At 72.1% G+C, this 16,256-nt stretch carries 13 protein-coding genes, 1 tRNA gene and 1 riboswitch; of the genes, 6 read left to right on the forward strand and 8 right to left on the reverse strand.

Going from position 1 to position 16,256, the window contains the following annotated elements:
- Nucleotides 1–75 precede the first annotated feature (75 nt).
- The 3 genes from ACIRRH_RS35140 to ACIRRH_RS35150 all read right to left on the reverse strand — a co-directional run bounded on the left by ACIRRH_RS35140 (nt 76) and on the right by ACIRRH_RS35150 (nt 4,114).
- On the reverse strand, nt 76–1,068 hold the full coding sequence (locus ACIRRH_RS35140) for an ABC transporter permease (protein ID WP_403075622.1): 993 nt from the start codon (nt 1,066–1,068) through the stop codon (nt 76–78).
- 202 nt (nt 1,069–1,270) lie between these two features.
- A complete protein-coding gene (locus tag ACIRRH_RS35145) occupies nt 1,271–3,028 on the reverse strand; it encodes an ABC transporter substrate-binding protein (protein ID WP_403075625.1) in 1,758 nt (585 codons plus the stop codon).
- A gap of 108 nt (nt 3,029–3,136) precedes the next feature.
- A complete protein-coding gene (locus tag ACIRRH_RS35150; protein WP_403075627.1) occupies nt 3,137–4,114 on the reverse strand; it encodes an ABC transporter permease in 978 nt (325 codons plus the stop codon).
- A 304-nt stretch (nt 4,115–4,418) separates the two neighbouring features.
- A riboswitch (ZMP/ZTP riboswitch) is annotated at nt 4,419–4,516 on the forward strand.
- A 19-nt stretch (nt 4,517–4,535) separates the two neighbouring features.
- Between ACIRRH_RS35150 and ACIRRH_RS35155 the strand changes: the two genes are divergently transcribed.
- Nucleotides 4,536–5,993, forward strand: coding sequence for a glycine hydroxymethyltransferase (locus tag ACIRRH_RS35155; protein WP_403075630.1), 1,458 nt, complete (start codon nt 4,536–4,538; stop codon nt 5,991–5,993).
- 113 nt (nt 5,994–6,106) lie between these two features.
- On the opposite strand, the gene ACIRRH_RS35160 is transcribed toward ACIRRH_RS35155, so the two are convergent.
- From ACIRRH_RS35160 to ACIRRH_RS35175, 4 genes are all read right to left on the reverse strand, one after another.
- Entirely contained in the window at nt 6,107–7,549 is a 1,443-nt protein-coding gene (locus tag ACIRRH_RS35160; protein WP_403075632.1) for an aldehyde dehydrogenase family protein, read from the reverse strand.
- Between the two features lie 96 nt (nt 7,550–7,645).
- On the reverse strand, nt 7,646–8,185 hold the full coding sequence (locus tag ACIRRH_RS35165; RefSeq protein WP_403075633.1) for a DUF6624 domain-containing protein: 540 nt from the start codon (nt 8,183–8,185) through the stop codon (nt 7,646–7,648).
- 235 nt (nt 8,186–8,420) lie between these two features.
- Nucleotides 8,421–10,067 carry an APC family permease gene (locus ACIRRH_RS35170; protein ID WP_403075636.1) on the reverse strand — a complete coding sequence of 549 codons (1,647 nt, stop codon included), beginning with the start codon at nt 10,065–10,067 and terminating at the stop codon, nt 8,421–8,423.
- Between the two features lie 316 nt (nt 10,068–10,383).
- Nucleotides 10,384–10,468: transfer RNA gene (locus ACIRRH_RS35175), tRNA-Leu, on the reverse strand.
- Between the two features lie 512 nt (nt 10,469–10,980).
- Between ACIRRH_RS35175 and ACIRRH_RS35180 the strand changes: the two genes are divergently transcribed.
- A complete protein-coding gene (locus ACIRRH_RS35180) occupies nt 10,981–11,400 on the forward strand; it encodes an ATP-binding protein (protein WP_224281127.1) in 420 nt (139 codons plus the stop codon).
- 9 nt (nt 11,401–11,409) lie between these two features.
- On the opposite strand, the gene idi is transcribed toward ACIRRH_RS35180, so the two are convergent.
- On the reverse strand, nt 11,410–12,063 hold the full coding sequence (gene idi / locus ACIRRH_RS35185) for an isopentenyl-diphosphate Delta-isomerase (protein WP_403075638.1): 654 nt from the start codon (nt 12,061–12,063) through the stop codon (nt 11,410–11,412).
- A 533-nt stretch (nt 12,064–12,596) separates the two neighbouring features.
- On the opposite strand from idi, the gene ACIRRH_RS35190 reads away from it, so the two are divergent.
- From ACIRRH_RS35190 to ACIRRH_RS35205, 4 genes are all read left to right on the forward strand, one after another.
- Nucleotides 12,597–13,352, forward strand: a complete 756-nt coding sequence (locus ACIRRH_RS35190; protein WP_403075640.1) for a sugar phosphate nucleotidyltransferase — start codon at nt 12,597–12,599, stop codon at nt 13,350–13,352.
- Nucleotides 13,340–14,401 carry an iron-containing alcohol dehydrogenase family protein gene (locus tag ACIRRH_RS35195; protein ID WP_403075641.1) on the forward strand — a complete coding sequence of 354 codons (1,062 nt, stop codon included), beginning with the start codon at nt 13,340–13,342 and terminating at the stop codon, nt 14,399–14,401. The genes ACIRRH_RS35190 and ACIRRH_RS35195 overlap by 13 nt, the downstream gene beginning before the upstream one ends.
- Nucleotides 14,402–14,492: 91 nt before the next feature.
- Nucleotides 14,493–15,230 (forward strand): CDP-alcohol phosphatidyltransferase family protein, encoded by a 738-nt coding sequence (locus ACIRRH_RS35200; protein ID WP_224281132.1) that lies wholly within the window; start codon nt 14,493–14,495, stop codon nt 15,228–15,230.
- A gap of 17 nt (nt 15,231–15,247) precedes the next feature.
- Nucleotides 15,248–16,135 carry a glycosyltransferase family 2 protein gene (locus ACIRRH_RS35205; RefSeq protein ID WP_403075644.1) on the forward strand — a complete coding sequence of 296 codons (888 nt, stop codon included), beginning with the start codon at nt 15,248–15,250 and terminating at the stop codon, nt 16,133–16,135.
- Nucleotides 16,136–16,256 lie beyond the last annotated feature (121 nt).

A 16,256-nucleotide genomic window follows, 5' to 3' on the forward strand; every position in this document is an offset into this window, starting at 1 on the left:
TCGCGTCAGCGCTCCCCGTACCGGTGCTCTTCGCACCGGTCCCCGGAACAGTGGACTTCATCGAAGGACTCCCCATCAGCTCAGCCGGACACGCGGGTCGAGCCAGGCGACCGCGAGGTCGGCCAGCGCGACGAACAGCACCATGAAGCAGGCGGCCAGCAGCACTGCGCCGACCACGGCGGGCAGGTCCTGCCCGGCGACGGCCTCCGCGGCGAACCGCCCCACCCCGTTCAGCCCGAACACCGTCTCGGTGATCACGGCCCCGCCGAGCAGCACCCCGGCCTCCAGCACGATCAGCTGCACCAGCGGCCCGGCGGCGCCGCGCGAGGTGTACTTGAGGTGGGCGCGCAGCCGTCCCAGGCCCTTGCCGCGGGCCGTGCGGACGTACTCCTCGTTCATCGTCTCCAGGAGCTGCGAGCGCGAAAGCCGGGCGAACACCGCCGAGTTGACGAAGCCGAGGACGAGCCAGGGGAGCAGCATCCCGCCCGCCCAGGCGGCCGGGTCCTCGGCCGGCGGGGTGTAGGAGGGCAGGGGCAGCAGCCCGGTGGAGTACACCAGGAGCCACTGCGCGACGTACCCGAGGAAGTAGATCTGCACGCTGGCGCCGACCAGGGTGAAGCCGGACAGCAGCCGGTCGGTCCGCCCTCCGTGCCGCAGCGCGGAGACGAACCCGGTGCCGAGGCCGAACAGCAGCAGGACGGCGAGCGCCCCGGCGGTCAGCGAGAGGGTGACCGGCAGGTGGTCGGCCAGCGCCTCGCTGACCGGCTGGTGCAGCCGGTAGGAGTAGCCGAGGCAGGGGGCGTCGCAGCGGATGGTCGAGCCGTCCACGTCGCCGATGTCCCGCCCGGCGACGGCCCCGACCAGGTAGTCGGTGTACTGGGTGAGCAGCGGCTGGTCCAGGCCCATGCTCTGGCGCACCGCCGCGACCTGCCCGCTGTCGCAGCGCGGGCCGCAGGCGGCGCGGGCCGGGTCGGCGGGCGCGGCGTAGAAGAGGGCGAAGGCGGCGGCGGAGACCGCGACCAGGACCGCGAGGGCCTGGGCGGTCCGCCGCAGGACGAAGGAGAGCATGGCCGATCCGGGGTCGACGTGACGGGGAGGCAGGACGGAACTGCGGGACGCAGGTGAGGAACGGAAAACGAGTGGTACGGGGAGCGAGCAGGACGGGAAGCGAGTGGTGCGCGAAGCGACCAGAACGGGAAGCGAGCAGGACGGCGACACCGGGGCCCGCTCCCGCCACTCGCGAACAGGCGGCGGGAGCGGGCCCCGGCGCTCAGGACTTCAGGTACAGCCAGGCCAGCGAGACGGTCCCGTAGATCGGGTGGACGAACGCCCCGCCGACGTTGCTGCCGCGCAGCTGGTTGACCGTCGGGTAGGCGAACGGCAGCACCGGCACGTCCTTCATCACGGTCTGCTCCAGCGCGTACAGCTCCTTGGCCTTGGCGCGCGGCTCGCCGATCCGGTTGATCCGGTCGATCTCCTTGTCGACCTCCGGGTTGCGGTAGCGCGCGGAGTTGAGGTCGCTGCCGGCCCGGCCGTCGAAGGAGAACGGGATCAGGGTGGACGGGGTCGGCCAGTCGACCGAGCTGGTCTCCTCGAACAGGTCGTACGGGGAGTCGGGGCGGTGCACCTCGTCCAGGAAGGCCTTGGGGTCGACCGGCTTGGGCACGACGGTGATCCCGGCCTTGCCGAAGCCCTCGACCAGCACCTGCGCCACGCGCTGGCCCGTCGGGGTGTTCCGGTACGCGTAGGTCAGGCTCCCGGGCGCCTGCTTGGCCTTGGCGAGCGCGGCCTTGGCGGCCTCCGGGTCGCCCTCGGGCCTGACCGGGTAGAGGTCGTACTTCTGCCAGTCGATCAGCGCGGGCGAGCTGAGCGTGGTGGCCAGCTCGCCGGTCCGGGCGCCGCCCTGGACCTGGCGGGCCTGCTGGCGCGGGTAGGCCAGGTGCAGTGCCTTGCGGACCTCGACGTCCGGCACCCGCTCGTTGTTGACCATCAGCTGGGTGACGAAGGCGCCCTGCCGGCCGGAGACCACCAGCTCCCTGGCCTTCGGGTCGGTGTCGGTGGTCTGGTACAGCTCGGCGGAGAGGGTGTCGGACGCGGTGGTGGCGTTGGCACCGCCGTCCCGCCCGGAGAGGATCTCCTGGTTGAGGTTGAGCGCCTCCTTGCCGTACGTGAAGACGAACTTCTCCGGGTACTGGCTGCGGATCGGGTCGGTCTCGGGCTTCCAGGCCGGGTTGCGCTCCAGCACCATGCGGGTGTTCTGGACGTGCTCGACGATCCGGTACGGGCCGGTCGCGAACGGCAGGCGGTCGTAGTCCGTCCCGGTGTCCTTGTCCCGGCGCACCGGCGAGGAGGAGGACTGCGCGGCCATGTACGGGACGTCGGCCTGCGGCTGCGGGAAGTGGAAGACGATGGTGCGCTCGTCCGGCGTCTCGATCGCGTCCAGGTCGCCGGCCTGCGGGCCCGCGTACTTGGCGCGCGCCGCCTCGTAGCCGGCCTCGCCGGTGAGCCACTGCGGCCAGTACGGCGGGCCGACCTCGTAGCCCTTGCCGAAGGTGCGCTCGATGCCGTACTTGACGTCCTGGGCGGTGATCGGCTGACCGTCCTCCCAGGCGACGCCCTGCTTGAGCTTGTACGTCCAGGTGCGGCCGCCGTCGGCCGGGGTGCCGGTGTCGGTGGCCAGGTCGCCGACCAGCTTGGCCCTGCCGTCCACGACCTGGTACTGGGTCAGCTGGCGGCCCCAGAGCAGGGAGGCGTTGTAGGTCGCGCCCGCGTAGACCTTCTGCGGGTCGAGGTGGCGGAACTCGACGCTGTTGTACACGTTCACGGTGCCGCCCGCACGGGCGCCCGGGACGGCCGGGGCCGGCCCGGCGCTCTCCTGCTCGCTGCCGAGCACGGCGGTCAGCGGGGAGGTCTCCCTGGCGGAGGCCCCGGCGCCGCCGGAGCCGGTGGTGCTGCCCGCGCCGGCCGAGCAGGAGGTCGCGAGCAGGGCGGTGGCGATGACGGCGAGGGACGGTCTGGTCCAGCGCATGGCGAATCTCTCCTTGCCCCGGCGGATCGTGCCGGGACGGGCTTGGGCCGATGGACGGGAGATGGAGGTGAATGGACGGGAAGGGACGGGAGGGGAGCGTGAAAGGTCTCAGCGGGCGCCGGTGCGCGGGTCCAGCGCGTCCCGGACGGCGTCGCCGAGCAGGTTGAAGGCGATGACGAACAGCAGCAGCGCCGCGCCGGGGAACACCATGTAGGTGGGGTCGGCCTGGAAGACCTCGGAGCCGCGCGCGATCATGCGCCCCCAGTCCGGGACCGGCTCGGTGATGCCGACGCCGAGGAAGGACAGCGCGGCCTCGGAGGCGACGAAGGTCGGCACCGCCATGGTGGAGTGCACCAGAAGCTGCGAGCGCACATTCGGCAGAAGTTCGTGGACGACGACGTGGAACCGGCTCGCACCCTGGGCCCGCGCGGACTGCACGAAATCCCTTTCCCGGAGCGAACGGACGGCGGCCCGAAGGGAAAGCGCGAGCGGAATCCAGCCAAACGCCGAGAAAACCAGGATCAGCACCAGGAACTGCATCCACTCCGGTTCCGCGGAGCCCGGGTCGACCAGCCGGGACTGGATCACCGGACTGAGCGCGAGTAGCAGGAGCAGCGTGGGAAAGGCCAGCAGCACATTCGCGAGGAATCCGAACAGCCGGTCCGTGATCCCGCCGAGGTAGCCGACCGCGACGCCGGCCAGCACGCCCAGCGTGGTGGTCACCGCGGCGGCCGCGAAGGCGATCAGCAGCGAGGTGCGGATGCCGTACAGCAGCTGGGTGAACACGTCCCGGCCGAGTCCGGGCTCCAGGCCGAACCAGAAGTCGCCGGAGATCCCGCCGTTCGGCAGCATCGGCAGGCCGCTGTCGCTGAGCAGGCCTGGGATGTCCTGGCCGTAGTGGTCGACCGGGTTCTTCCCGTACAGCGCGGCGACCAGCGGGGCGCCCAGGGCGAGCAGCAGGAACAGCACCACCACCGCCAGGGCGGCGGCGCCGACCCGGTCCCGCAGGATCCGGCGGAGCAGGCCGGGGCCGGCGGCGGGCGCGGGCCCGGCCCCGGTCACTGGGACGGTGTCGACCACTGCCATGAGGCGTAACCCCCGAATTCTCCGCCGCCCGATGGATGAGGGTGCGTTGGTGTGCATTTCCGGTACGGCCTCCGGGGGTTTCCCGGTGGCCGTTCGAGCGCCATTGGATCGGATGTGTCCGAGGTTCCGCAAATCATCCTCGGCTGACGTCCGGGTAATTCCTGCCGAACTGTTTCGGGAAATGTGGCGGCTTCATTTCGGTGAAACACCGGCGTTGCAAAGGAATGGACATACCATGACAGAACGGACCGCCTGTTCCGCATTCTGAGACCTCCGCCACAGTCCCTCCGGTGTTGATACGATCCCGGTGGGCCGCAACTGGCGCGCAGGGATGGAATCAACCATCGGGAAGCGGCCCCGTGAATCCTCACGTGCACGTTGCCGAGCGCCTGGGCCCCCGCATCCCCACCAGGAGACCGCCATGGCCCAGCAGCCCCACACCGCCGCCTCCGCCGCGGCCGACACCGCCTTCCGCAGCGCCCTCGACGTGGTCGCCGGCGTCGAACCGAGGATCGCCGCGGCCATCGGCCAGGAGCTCGCCGATCAGCGCGCCTCGCTCAAGCTGATCGCCAGCGAGAACTACGCCTCCCCGGCCGTCCTGCTCACCATGGGCAACTGGCTCAGCGACAAGTACGCCGAGGGCACCGTCGGCCGCCGCTTCTACGCGGGCTGCCGCAACGTCGACACCGTCGAGAGCATCGCCGCCGAGCACGCCCGCGAGCTGTTCGGCGCCGACCACGCCTACGTCCAGCCGCACTCCGGCATCGACGCCAACCTCACCGCCTTCTGGGCCGTCCTCTCCCAGCGGGTCGAGAGCCCGGCCCTGGAGCGCGCCGCGGTGCGCAACGTCAACGACCTCACCGAGGAGGACTGGGCCCAGCTGCGCCAGGAGCTCGGCAACCAGCGGATGCTCGGCATGTCCCTGGACACCGGCGGCCACCTCACCCACGGCTTCCGGCCGAACATCTCGGGCAAGATGTTCGAGCAGCGCAGCTACGGCACCGACCCGGCCACCGGTCTGATCGACTACGACGCGCTGCGCGAGACCGCCCGCGAGTTCCGCCCGCTGATCATCGTGGCCGGCTACTCCGCCTACCCGCGCCTGGTGGACTTCCGCAGGATGCGCGAGATCGCGGACGAGGTCGGCGCGACCCTCATGGTCGACATGGCGCACTTCGCCGGCCTGGTCGCGGGCAAGGTGCTGACCGGTGACCACGACCCGGTCCCGCACGCCCACATCATCACCACCACCACCCACAAGTCACTGCGCGGCCCGCGCGGCGGCATGGTGCTGTGCCAGTCCGAACTGGCCGAGCACGTCGACCGCGGCTGCCCGCTGGTGCTCGGCGGCCCGCTTCCGCACGTCATGGCCGCCAAGGCGGTCGCCCTCGCCGAGGCCCGCCGCCCCGAGTTCCGGGCCTACGCCCACGCCGTCGTCGCCAACGCCCAGGCGCTCGCCGAGGGGCTGCTGCGCCGCGGCGGCACGCTGGTCACCGGCGGCACCGACAACCACCTGGTCCTCGCCGACGTCTCCGGCTACGGCCTGACCGGCCGCCAGGCCGAGGCGGCCCTGCTCGACTCGGGCATCGTCACCAACCGCAACTCCGTCCCGCAGGACCCGAACGGCGCCTGGTACACCTCGGGCATCCGCCTCGGCACCCCGGCCCTCACCACCCGCGGCCTCGGCACCGCCGAGATGGACGAGATCGCCGACCTGATCCACACCGTCCTGGGTGCCACCACCCCCACCACCGCCGCCAACGGCTCCCCGTCCAAGGCCGCCTACACCCTGGACGCCGCCCTCCGCGACGCCACCGCCAAGCGCGCCGCCGACCTGCTCGCCCCGTACCCGCTCTACCCGGGCGTCGACCTGGTCTGACGGCCGGTCGGAAGCCGCCGGGGCCGTGCTCCGGGCGGCACGGGGAGCCACCCGGGGCCGTCGAACCTCCGCTCGACGGCCCCGGGCCCGGGGCCGTCCGCGGCCCGGCCCCGCTAGTACTGCAGCGACTTGTACTGGAGGAACTCCTCCAGCCCGTGCCGGCCCAGCTCCCGGCCGAGGCCCGAGCTCTTGTAGCCGCCGAAGGGCGCGAGCGGGTTGAAGCGGCCGCCGTTGAGGTCCACCTGGCCGGTGTCGAGGCGGCGGGCGAAGGCGGCGGCGGTGTCGGTGTCGCGGGCCCAGACGCCGCCGGCCAGGCCGTACGGGGTGCCGTTGGCGAGTTCGGCGGCGTGGTCCTCGTCGCGGTAGCGGAGGATCGCCAGGACCGGGCCGAAGACCTCCTCCTGGGCCACCGTCATCTCCGGGGTCACGTCGGCGAGCACGGTCGGGCGGACGTAGTAGCCGGTGGGCAACTCGTCGACCGGCTCCGAGCCGCCGACGACCAGCCGGGCGCCCTCGGCCAGCGCGCCGTCGATGTAGCCGCGCACCCTGGCCAGCTGCCGGGCGTTGACCAGCGGTCCGATCCGGGTCCGCGGGTCGGTCGGGTCGCCCGGCCGGTACTGGGCGGCGACCTCCTCGGCCCGGGCGACCGCCTCCTCGTACTGGTCCTCGTGCACCAGTAGCCGGGTCAGCGCGCTGCAGGTCTGGCCCGAGTTGGCGAAGACGTTGGCGACGTTCGCCTTGACCGCGCGGGCCAGGTCGGCGCCCGGCAGCACCACGTTGGCCGACTTGCCGCCCAGCTCCAGGGAGACCCGCTTCAGCCCCCGGCCGGCCGTCTCGGCGACCTGCCGGCCGACGGCGGTGGAGCCGGTGAACGAGACCGCGTCCACCTCCCGGTGCCCGACGAGCGCCGCGCCCGCCACCGCACCGGTGCCGGTCACCAGGTTGAAGGCGCCCGCCGGGAACCCGGCCTCGTGCACCAGCCGGGCGAACAGCCGGGCCACCAGCGGGGTGTCCTCGGCCGGCTTGAGGACCACCGGGCAGCCGGCCGCCAGCGCCGGGACGGCCTTGGCCACGATCTGGTGCAGCGGGTAGTTCCACGGCGTGATCGCCGCGACCACGCCGGCCGGTTCGGCGTGCACCACCGAGTTGCCGATCCGCTCCTCGAAGGGGTGGTCGGCGAGCAGGGTCAGGTAGGAGGTCGCCACGGCGAGCGGCAGCCCGGCGTGCACGGCCCCGGCGAAGCCGACCGGGGAACCCAGCTCGGCGACGACCGTCTCGGTGATCTCGTTCTGCGCGGCGGCGATCCCGTCCCGCAGCCGGGTCAGCAGCGCCAGCCGCTCCTCGCGGGTGGTCGCGCCCCAGCCGCGGGCCGCCCGGCGGGCCGCCGTCACCGCCGCGTCGACGTCGGTCGCGCCGCCGGCCGGCACCGTGGCCAGCACCTGCTCGGTCGCCGGGTTCAGCACGGTGATCGACCCGGTGTCCCCGGAGGGCCGCCACTCGCCGTCGATGTACTGGTCGCTGTACTCCGCGTACTGCCGCACCGATCGTCCTCTCATCCGCCCAGACCTTGACCAGCAGCGCTGGTCGAAGATCAGTCAATGCGGCGCGGGAGGCCGCGCGCAAGAGCCAATCCGGACCGGCGGGCCTGGCGGTTACTTCGGAGCGAACCGTGCGGTGTACTCGTCGAACGGCTCGATGCCGACCTCCGCGCGCCGTTCGTCCAGCCGCTCCGGCTCCTCGCACGGCCACGGCACCGGGCGGCCGTCCGCCACCGCTCCGATCTGCGTCCCGTAGCGCTGTTCCCGGCCCTCGTTGACCGCCAGCCGGTCCTGGAGGAAGGCCAGGTCACGGGCGCTCGCCTCGCCCCGCGCGACGGCCTCGCCCATCAGCGCCACCGCCCGCCGCTGGACATCGAGCTGCCGGTCCGCGTGCTGCGCCACCAGCCAGGCCGCCCGGGCGGCCTGGGGGCCGACGGTGCGCTCGGTCGGCCAGCCGTGGGCCGCCATGATCTGCGCGAGCCGGTCCCCGTGCCGGGCGGTGAGCCGCCGCCAGGCCGCCTGCTCGGCCAGGTCGGGGCTGTTCGCCAGCCGGGCGGCCGCGCCGTCCTCGGCCATCATCCCGGTCAGTTCCCCGGTCAGCTCTGCGGCCGGTGCCGGTCCGGGTCCGCCGTCCTGCCGCCGTGCTTCCGCCATGCCGATCCGCTCCTCGTGCCCGGGTCCTCCTGCCGAGGACCGCCCGCCACCACGCTAGGTGCGGAAATCGCGACGAAGATCATCCCCGAAGACGGTGACCCGGGGGTGCCCGCCACGGCAGAATGGATGCACGCCGGGAACGGAGCGCATCCGCCCCCCACGGACGCCGAAGGGCCGGTCGGAGGATTCCGACCGGCCCTTCACCGTGTGCTCATGAGCTCCGCTCGTCCGCGCCTCAGACCCGCGAGCGCTCCGAGGCGTCGGCCGGCGCGGCGCCCTCGGCCTCCGCCATCTCCTGGCGGACCGCGGCCAGCGAGGGGTTGGCCCAGGCGCTGGCGACGCCCCAGCGGTAGAACGCCAGCCCGATCGCGGCGACGATCAGCAGGTCCCAGCCCTCCGGCAGGTAGCCGTGCCCGCCGAAGTCGGCGCTGCCCGCCCAGGAGACGCCGGCCATCACGAACAGGTACGCGACCATCCAGGCGCCCGCCTTCAGGTGCGGCTTCAGCTCGGCGAACGGCTTGCGCAGCTCGTACCAGGCCCAGATCGGCAGACCGGCGGCCATCAGCAGGATGACCTTGCCGGTGAGCGGCCAGCGGGCCCAGTAGAGCACCAGCGAGCCGAACACCATCGCGACCGGGGCGATCACCGGCATGGCGCGCAGCCGGACCGGCCGGGGCAGGTCCGGGGCCAGACGGCGCAGCGCCATCACGGCGACCGGGCCGGTGATGTACGAGATCACGGTGGCCACCGAGACGATCTCGGCCAGCGAGCCCCAGCCGCGGAAGACGGCGAGGAACAGGAAGGCGACCACCAGGTTGAGCACCAGCGCCGGGCGCGGGATGCCGGTCTTGGCGTCGACCCTGCCGAAGACCTTCGGCAGGTGGCCGTTCTCCTGCACGCCGTGGATCATGCGCGAGGTGGTGGCGGCGTAGATCATGCCGGTGCCGGACGGCGAGATGAAGGCGTCCGCGTACAGCGTGATCGCCAGCCAGTTGAGGCCCCAGGCGATGGCCAGGTCGGCCAGCGGCGAGGTGTAGGAGAGGTTGCTCCAGCCCTGGGCGAGGTCGCCGTCCGGGATGGCGCCGAGGAAGGCGATCTGGAGCGCGACGTAGATCACCAGGGCGATCAGGATCGAGCCGATGACGGCCTTCGGCAGCGACTTGCCGGGGTTGCGGGCCTCACCGGCCAGGTTGAGCGGGGACTGGAAGCCGTTGAAGGCCCAGACGATGCCGGAGACCGCGACGGCGGTGAACACCGAGCTCCAGCCGTTCGGCGCGAAGCCGCCGTGGTCGGTGAAGTGCGACGAGTCGAAGTGCGCGAAGAGCAACGCACCGGCGGTCAGCGTCGGGACGACGACCTTGAAGACGGTGATCGCGGTGTTGGTCTTGGCGAACAGCGTGATCGCGAACCAGTTCAGCGCGAAGTAGACGAGCAGCAGCACGCTGGCGAGGGCCACACCGCTGAGGGTCAGCTCCTTGCCGTCGTACAACCCCTGCGCCCAGCCGAAGTGCCAGGAGCTCATGTACTGCACGGAGGCGGTGGCCTCACCCGGGATGACCGAGACGATGGCGATCCAGTTGGCCCAGGCGGCCAGGTAGCCGGCCAGCGAGCCGTGCGAGTACTGGCCGTACCGGACCATGCCGCCGGCCTTGGGGAACATCGAGCCCAGCTCGCTGTAGGTGAGCGCGATGGTCAGCGCCACCGCGGCACCGATCACCCAGGCGAGGATCGAGGCGGGGCCGGCGAGCTTGGCGGCCCGCTCGGCACCGAACAACCACCCGGAGCCGATGATCGATCCAAGTCCGACCGCGGTCAGGCTGATGGTGCCGAGCGATCGGCGGTAGTTCTGGTGTGATGCCGTCGACGGTTCAGACTCACTCAACGTATCGGTCCTCTCGCTCGTGGTTCATCGGGTGGTGTCGGTGTTTTTACGATTTTGAGTCGTTATTTCGGACAAACGGAGAGCAGCCTATGGTCCAAAAACGGGCGAATACCTCAGAGGAAGCTCAAACCGTCCGATTGTTGCCATCTCGTGTCCGGCTTCCGGCTCGGTGCGAACCGGTGAGGAGACCGACGCCACAGCGCCCGGAAGGACTGTGGCCGGGATGGCGATCAGGGCCGGCCCGGGGAAAGGGGGCGGCTCGGAAAAGCGAAATTCCCCGTGCGAGCCTTTCGGCTCCCACGGGGAATTTAGGCTGTGTCCGAGGGGGGACTTGAACCCCCACGCCCGATAAAGGGCACTAGCACCTCAAGCTAGCGCGTCTGCCATTCCGCCACCCGGACGGGGTGTGTGCTTCGGGAGTTTTTCTCGCCCCCTCGGCGACAGAGAGAACATTACCAGGCTTCTGGAGTGCTTCTCACCTGCGCTTCCCCGCGGCCGTGCCACCGGACATCCTGGTCGGGCCGCTCCGGGGCCCGTGGGGCCGCGGCATCCGGCCCCCACCCCGCTCGCACCCGTCCGCACAGGTTGGTATGGCCTGTGAACACGCTCGAATCCGGCCCGAACCGGTGGTGTCCGCGAAGGAACCGGTCGACTCCGGCCCCGCCCGCGGTCGGTTGCGGCCGGAACCGGTCCGACACGGGCAACTTGTCGACGGTGCCACGGCCGTCGCGGCGGCTCTCCTAGCCTCTGTGGACCGAGGGCGCCATGAAGCGGATCGCCTGATTCCCGGGTCGCGGACGAAGGGCGGCTGGACGTGGAGCAGATCAGCGGAGCGGCGAAAGCCGAACCGAGACGCGGCAGGCGGAGGGAGGGGCCGGGCGGGACCACGGCCGCCGGAGGCCCCGTCGAGGGCGTGTGGCGCTTCCCCGTGCCCGCCGCCGAGGCCTCGGTGCCGCTCACCCGGCACGCGGTGCGCGACCGCCTGCTGGCCCAGGGCATGACCGGGCTGCGCTACCAGGAGCTGGTGGACGACCTGCTGCTGATCGTCTCGGAGCTGGTGAGCAACGCGGTGACGCACGCCGCCGAGCTGTCGCCCGAGGTGGTCACGGAGCTGTCGGTGGGCCGGGCCTCGGTCCGGGTGGCGGTCGAGGACGGCGACCCGTACCGGCCGAAGGCGCTGGAGAACGACACCGGGCGCACCGGCGGGCGCGGCCTGCTGCTGGTGAAGAGCGTCACCCTGCAGGCCGGCGGGGTGTGTGACGTCGAACGCACGGGGGAGGGCGGCAAGGTCATCTGGGCCTCGCTGCCCGTCCCTCCGGAGCCCGGCCGCTGAGCGGCCGGGCTACCAGTCCCGCCCGGCGATCTCCCGGATGCCCGGCAGCGCGGCCTCGAAGACCGTCTCGAACCAGACCGAGAACGGCCGCTCCGCCCGCAGCTCCCGCAGTTCCTGCGCGGTCACGAAGGCGAAGTCGTCCACCTCCTCCGGGTCCGGCTCGACCGGCGCGGTGACCAGTCCCACGAACAGGTGGTTCCACTCCCGCTCGATCAGCCCGGACGCCTCGTCCGGCAGGTCGTAACGGACGGTGCCCGCCTCGCACAGCAGAGCCGGTGCGACGCCCAGCTCCTCGGCGGTGCGCCGGGCGGCGGCGACGAACGGCGGCTCGTCCGGGTACGGGTGGCCGCAGCAGGTGTTCGACCAGACGCCGGGGGAGTGGTACTTGCCGAGGGCCCTGCGCTGGAGCAGCAGCCGGCCCTGGCGGTCGAACAGGAAGACCGAGAAGGCCCGGTGCAGTCGGCCCGGCTGCTGGTGGGCCCAGAGCTTCTCGCCGGTGCCGATCGTGACGCCCTCGTCGTCGACCAGTTCCAGCAGGATCTCGGCTCCGGCGGGCGCGGACCCGGTGGCCCCGGGATCGGCCGTCACATCGGTCTCCACGTCGAGACCGGTGTCGATCTCGGCGGCGAAGTGCGTCGGGTCGGTCGGCAGACTCTGGGGCATGGGGCCTCTTTCGGGAGCGGGGGCAACGGGAGCATCGGGTGTCTCCGACGCACCGGGCGGAGTGTGGCGGACACAGCGGGGCACCGGCGCCGATGTCGGGCTCCAGTCTGCCGTATGGGTGGCACTCGACAGGGGTCCCACGCACAACCGGACGGATCATGACCCGGAGGAGTCGGAAACCGGCCAGAGAAGGGGTCGGGAAGCCCCCACAAGGGTCACGGAATTCGCAGAACCGTTCGGTGTGCGTTCGGAGCCCGTTCGACCGGCCGGGGGCGCCCTCCGGGCGGAGCCGGTGCGGACCCCGGGCCGCTCCACCGTCACCCCGGCTGCCGCCCGCCCGTCGTCCCGGGGCCTCCGGGTGCGTTCTGGCCGGTCGCCCTGGTCGCCTACCATCACATACGACACGGTGCCCGGATCTGTGCCGGCACCGGCGCGCCGCCACCCGGCCCGGTCGAACGCCGGTCCGAGTGAACGGTGGCGCCGTCGACTCCGGCACGGCCCCCGCGCACAGCACGACGGATCAGGAGACCCGCATGATCGGCCTCGTTCTGGCAGCCGGCGCCGGCCGCCGGCTGCGCCCGTACACCGACACCCTGCCCAAGGCGCTGGTGCCGGTCGACGGGGAACGGACCGTCCTGGACCTCACGCTCGGCAACTTCGCCGAGGTCGGACTGCGCGAGGCCGCGATCGTCGTCGGCTACCGCAAGGAGGCGGTGTACGACCGCAAGGACGCCCTGGAGAGCAAGTACGGCGTCAAGCTCCACCTGGTCGAGAACGACAAGGCCGAGGAGTGGAACAACGCCTACTCGCTCTGGTGCGCCCGCGAGCTGTTCGCCGAGGGCCTGCTGCTCGCCAACGGTGACACCGTCCACCCGGCCTCCGTCCAGCGCACCATGCTGGAGGGCAACCGGCGACTGACCGACGCGGGCACCGCCCCGGGCATCCTGCTCGCCCTCGACACGGTGAAGAAGCTCGCCGACGAGGAGATGAAGGTCGTCGTCGACCCGGCCACCGGCATGCGCCGCATCACCAAGCTGATGGAGCCGGTCGAGGCGACCGGCGAGTACATCGGCGTCACCGTGATCAACCCGTCCGCCGCCGCCGACCTGACCGACGCGCTGCGCGCCACCTACGAGCGCGACCCGCAGCTGTACTACGAGGACGGCTACCAGGAGATGGTGAACCGCGGCCTGCGGATCGACGTGCAGCCGATCGGCGAGGTCTCCTGGGTCGAGGTCGACAACCACGACGACCTGGCGAAGGCGCGGGAGATCGCGTGCCAGTACTGACCCGGCTGGTCCCGTCGCCGCTGTTCGTCGAGATCCGCCCGGGCGCGCTGGACGCGCTCGGCGGCATCCTCGCGGACCAGCGGCTGTCGGCCTCGGGCCGGATCGCGGTGGCGATCAGCAACGGCTCCGGCGCGGCCATGCGCCGCCGCCTGGAGCCCGCCCTGCCCGGCGCCGACTGGTACAACGTGGACGACGGCACCCTGGACAGTGCGGTCCGGCTGGCCGAGGAGATGCGCGGCGGGCACTACGACGCGATCGTCGGCCTCGGTGGCGGCAAGATCATCGACGCCGCCAAGTACGCCGCCGCCCGGGTCGGCCTGCCGCTGGTCGCGGTCGCCACCAACCTGGCCCACGACGGCATCTGCTCGCCGGTCTCCACCCTCGACAACGACGCGGGGCGGGGCTCCTACGGGGTGCCCAGCCCGATCGGCATCATCGTCGACCTGGACGTGATCCGGCAGGCGCCGCCGCGCTTCGTGGCGGCCGGCATCGGGGACGTCGTCTCCAACATCTCCGCGTGCGCGGACTGGGAGCTGTCGCACGCGGTGACCGGCGAGCGGGTGGACGGGCTGGCCGTGGCGATGGCCCGCTCGGCGGGCGAGAACCTGCTGCGGCACCCGGGAAGCACCCAGGACCAGGACCTCCTGACGGCGCTGGCCGAGGCCCTGGTACTGTCCGGCATCGCGATGAACATCGCGGGCAGCACCCGGCCCTCGTCGGGCGCCTGCCACGAGATCTCGCATGCCCTGGACGTGCTGTATCCCAAGCGGTCCGCCCAGCACGGCGAGCAGGTCGGCCTCGGCGCCGCCTTCGCCAGCTTCCTGCGGGGCGAGCGTGAGCTGACCGGTCTGATCGTGGAGCGCCTGGCGAGCCACGGACTGCCGGTGACCGCGGCTCAGATCGGCTTCACCGAGGCGGAGTTCACCGAGGCGGTGCACTACGCTCCGAACACCCGCCCGGGGCGCTTCACCATCCTCGAACACCTCGACCTCTCCCCTTCCGCTATCAGGGACGCGTACGCCGACTATGTCCAAGCCGTCAACAGCTGACCCCTCCACCGCGGGCGCCGAACGGCCCCCGGTGGACCTGACCCGCCGGCCCTCGATCGAGGAGCTGCGCGCGGTGATCCACCCGGAGGGCATGCTCCAGCGCCGCAGTGCCGAGCACTGGGCCGGACGCCTGTACATGCGGAAGATCTCGCTGCGGATCACCCGCGTGCTCTCCACCGTGACGGCGATCACGCCCAACGGCCTGACGTACCTGATGATGTTCACCGGCATCCTGGCCGGTGCCGCGCTGATCGTGCCGGGCATCGCGGGCGCCGTCCTGGGCGCCCTGCTGATCCAGGTCTACCTGCTGCTGGACTGCGTGGACGGCGAGGTGGCGCGCTGGCGCCGGCAGACCTCGCTCACCGGCGTCTACCTGGACCGGGTCGGCCACTACATGTCCGAGGCGGCCCTGCTGACCGGCCTCGGCCTGCGCGCCACCGACCTGCTGCACCGCGAGGGCGGCGGCTCCCACTGGGAGTGGGCGTTCCTCGGCACCCTGGCCGCGCTCGGCGCGATCCTGATCAAGTCCGAGACCGACCTGGTGGACGTGGCCCGGGCCCGCAGCGGCATGACGGCCGTCGAGGACAGCGCCTCGGTGCCGCGCTCCGCCTCCGTCGCCAAGGCCCGCCGGGCGGCCTCCCTCCTGAAGTTCCACCGCCTGGTCGGCGCGGTCGAGGCCTCGCTGTTCATCCTGGCCGCCGGCATCGCCGACGTCGTGCACGGAGGACTGCTCTTCACCCGGCTCGCGGTGGTCGTGCTGGCGGCGATCGCGATGCTCCAGACCGTGCTGCACCTGCTGAGCATCGTCCTCTCCAGCAGGCTGCGATGAGCGAGCGGAGCGAGCGAATGACCGCGGAGGACTTCCGCCTCGGCGCCGTGATCATCACCATGGGCAACCGGCCCGCCGAGCTCAACGCCCTGATCGAGGCCGTCCGCGCCCAGGAGGGCCCGGCGGTCGAGCTGGCCGTGGTCGGCCAGGGCGTGAAGCTGCCCCCGCTGCCGGAGGGCGTGCGCAGCGTCGAACTGCCGGAGAACCTCGGCATCCCGGGCGGGCGCAACGTCGGCATCGAGCTGTTCGGCCGGGACGGCGCGGAGGTCGACGCCGTCCTCTTCCTGGACGACGACGGGAACCTGCCGCGCACCGACTCGGCCCGCCTGCTGCGTGAGGCCTTCACCGCCGACCCGGAGCTGGGCATCGTCTCCTTCCGGATCGCGGACCCGGACACCGGTGTCACCCAGCGCCGGCACGTCCCCCGGCTGCGTGCCAGCGACCCGCTGCGCTCGTCCCGGGTGACCACCTTCCTGGGCGGCGCGAGCGCGGTGCGCTGCAAGGTGTTCGAGCAGGCCGGGCAGTTGCCCGCCGAGTTCTTCTACGCCCACGAGGAGACCGATCTCGCGTGGCGCGCGCTGGACGCCGGCTGGGCCATCGACTACCGGGCGGACGTGGTGCTGCACCACCCCACGACCTCGCCCGCCCGCCACGCGAGCTACTTCCACAACGTGGCCCGCAACCGGGTCTGGCTCGCGAGGCGGAACCTTCCGGCCCTGTTGGTGCCTCTCTATCTGGGAACCTGGTTCCTGCTGACCCTGGCCCGCCGCCCCTCCCCGGAGGCGCTGAAGGCCTGGTGGGGCGGGTTCCGGGCGGGCTGGCGCGAACCCTGCGGTCCGCGGCGGCCCATGCGGTGGCGTACCGTTTGGCGACTGACCAGGCTGGGCCGACCACCGATCATCTGATCGCATCTGATGGCATCCGCATCGAATGATCGATCGCTGCGGCCGGTGCTCACACACCGGCCGGCTCCCCGAGATCCCAGTGGATCCCCATCGGCGCACGACCGGCGGACCCCGCCGACCG

Source organism: Kitasatospora sp. NPDC101235 (assembly GCF_044767505.1).
Lineage (GTDB): Bacteria > Actinomycetota > Actinomycetes > Streptomycetales > Streptomycetaceae > Kitasatospora.

Bases quoted from the DNA above. Each gene is read 5' to 3' on its own strand.
- ACIRRH_RS35140 (WP_403075622.1), bottom strand. From the start codon at position 1,068: ATGCTCTCCTTCGTCCTGCGGCGGACCGCCCAGGCCCTCGCGGTCCTG.
- ACIRRH_RS35145 (WP_403075625.1), bottom strand. From the start codon at position 3,028: ATGCGCTGGACCAGACCGTCCCTCGCCGTCATCGCCACCGCCCTGCTC.
- ACIRRH_RS35150 (WP_403075627.1), bottom strand. From the start codon at position 4,114: ATGGCAGTGGTCGACACCGTCCCAGTGACCGGGGCCGGGCCCGCGCCC.
- ACIRRH_RS35155 (WP_403075630.1), top strand. From the start codon at position 4,536: ATGGCCCAGCAGCCCCACACCGCCGCCTCCGCCGCGGCCGACACCGCC.
- ACIRRH_RS35160 (WP_403075632.1), bottom strand. From the start codon at position 7,549: ATGAGAGGACGATCGGTGCGGCAGTACGCGGAGTACAGCGACCAGTAC.
- ACIRRH_RS35165 (WP_403075633.1), bottom strand. From the start codon at position 8,185: ATGGCGGAAGCACGGCGGCAGGACGGCGGACCCGGACCGGCACCGGCC.
- idi (WP_403075638.1), bottom strand. From the start codon at position 12,063: ATGCCCCAGAGTCTGCCGACCGACCCGACGCACTTCGCCGCCGAGATC.
- ACIRRH_RS35190 (WP_403075640.1), top strand. From the start codon at position 12,597: ATGATCGGCCTCGTTCTGGCAGCCGGCGCCGGCCGCCGGCTGCGCCCG.
- ACIRRH_RS35200 (WP_224281132.1), top strand. From the start codon at position 14,493: ATGCTCCAGCGCCGCAGTGCCGAGCACTGGGCCGGACGCCTGTACATG.
- ACIRRH_RS35205 (WP_403075644.1), top strand. From the start codon at position 15,248: ATGACCGCGGAGGACTTCCGCCTCGGCGCCGTGATCATCACCATGGGC.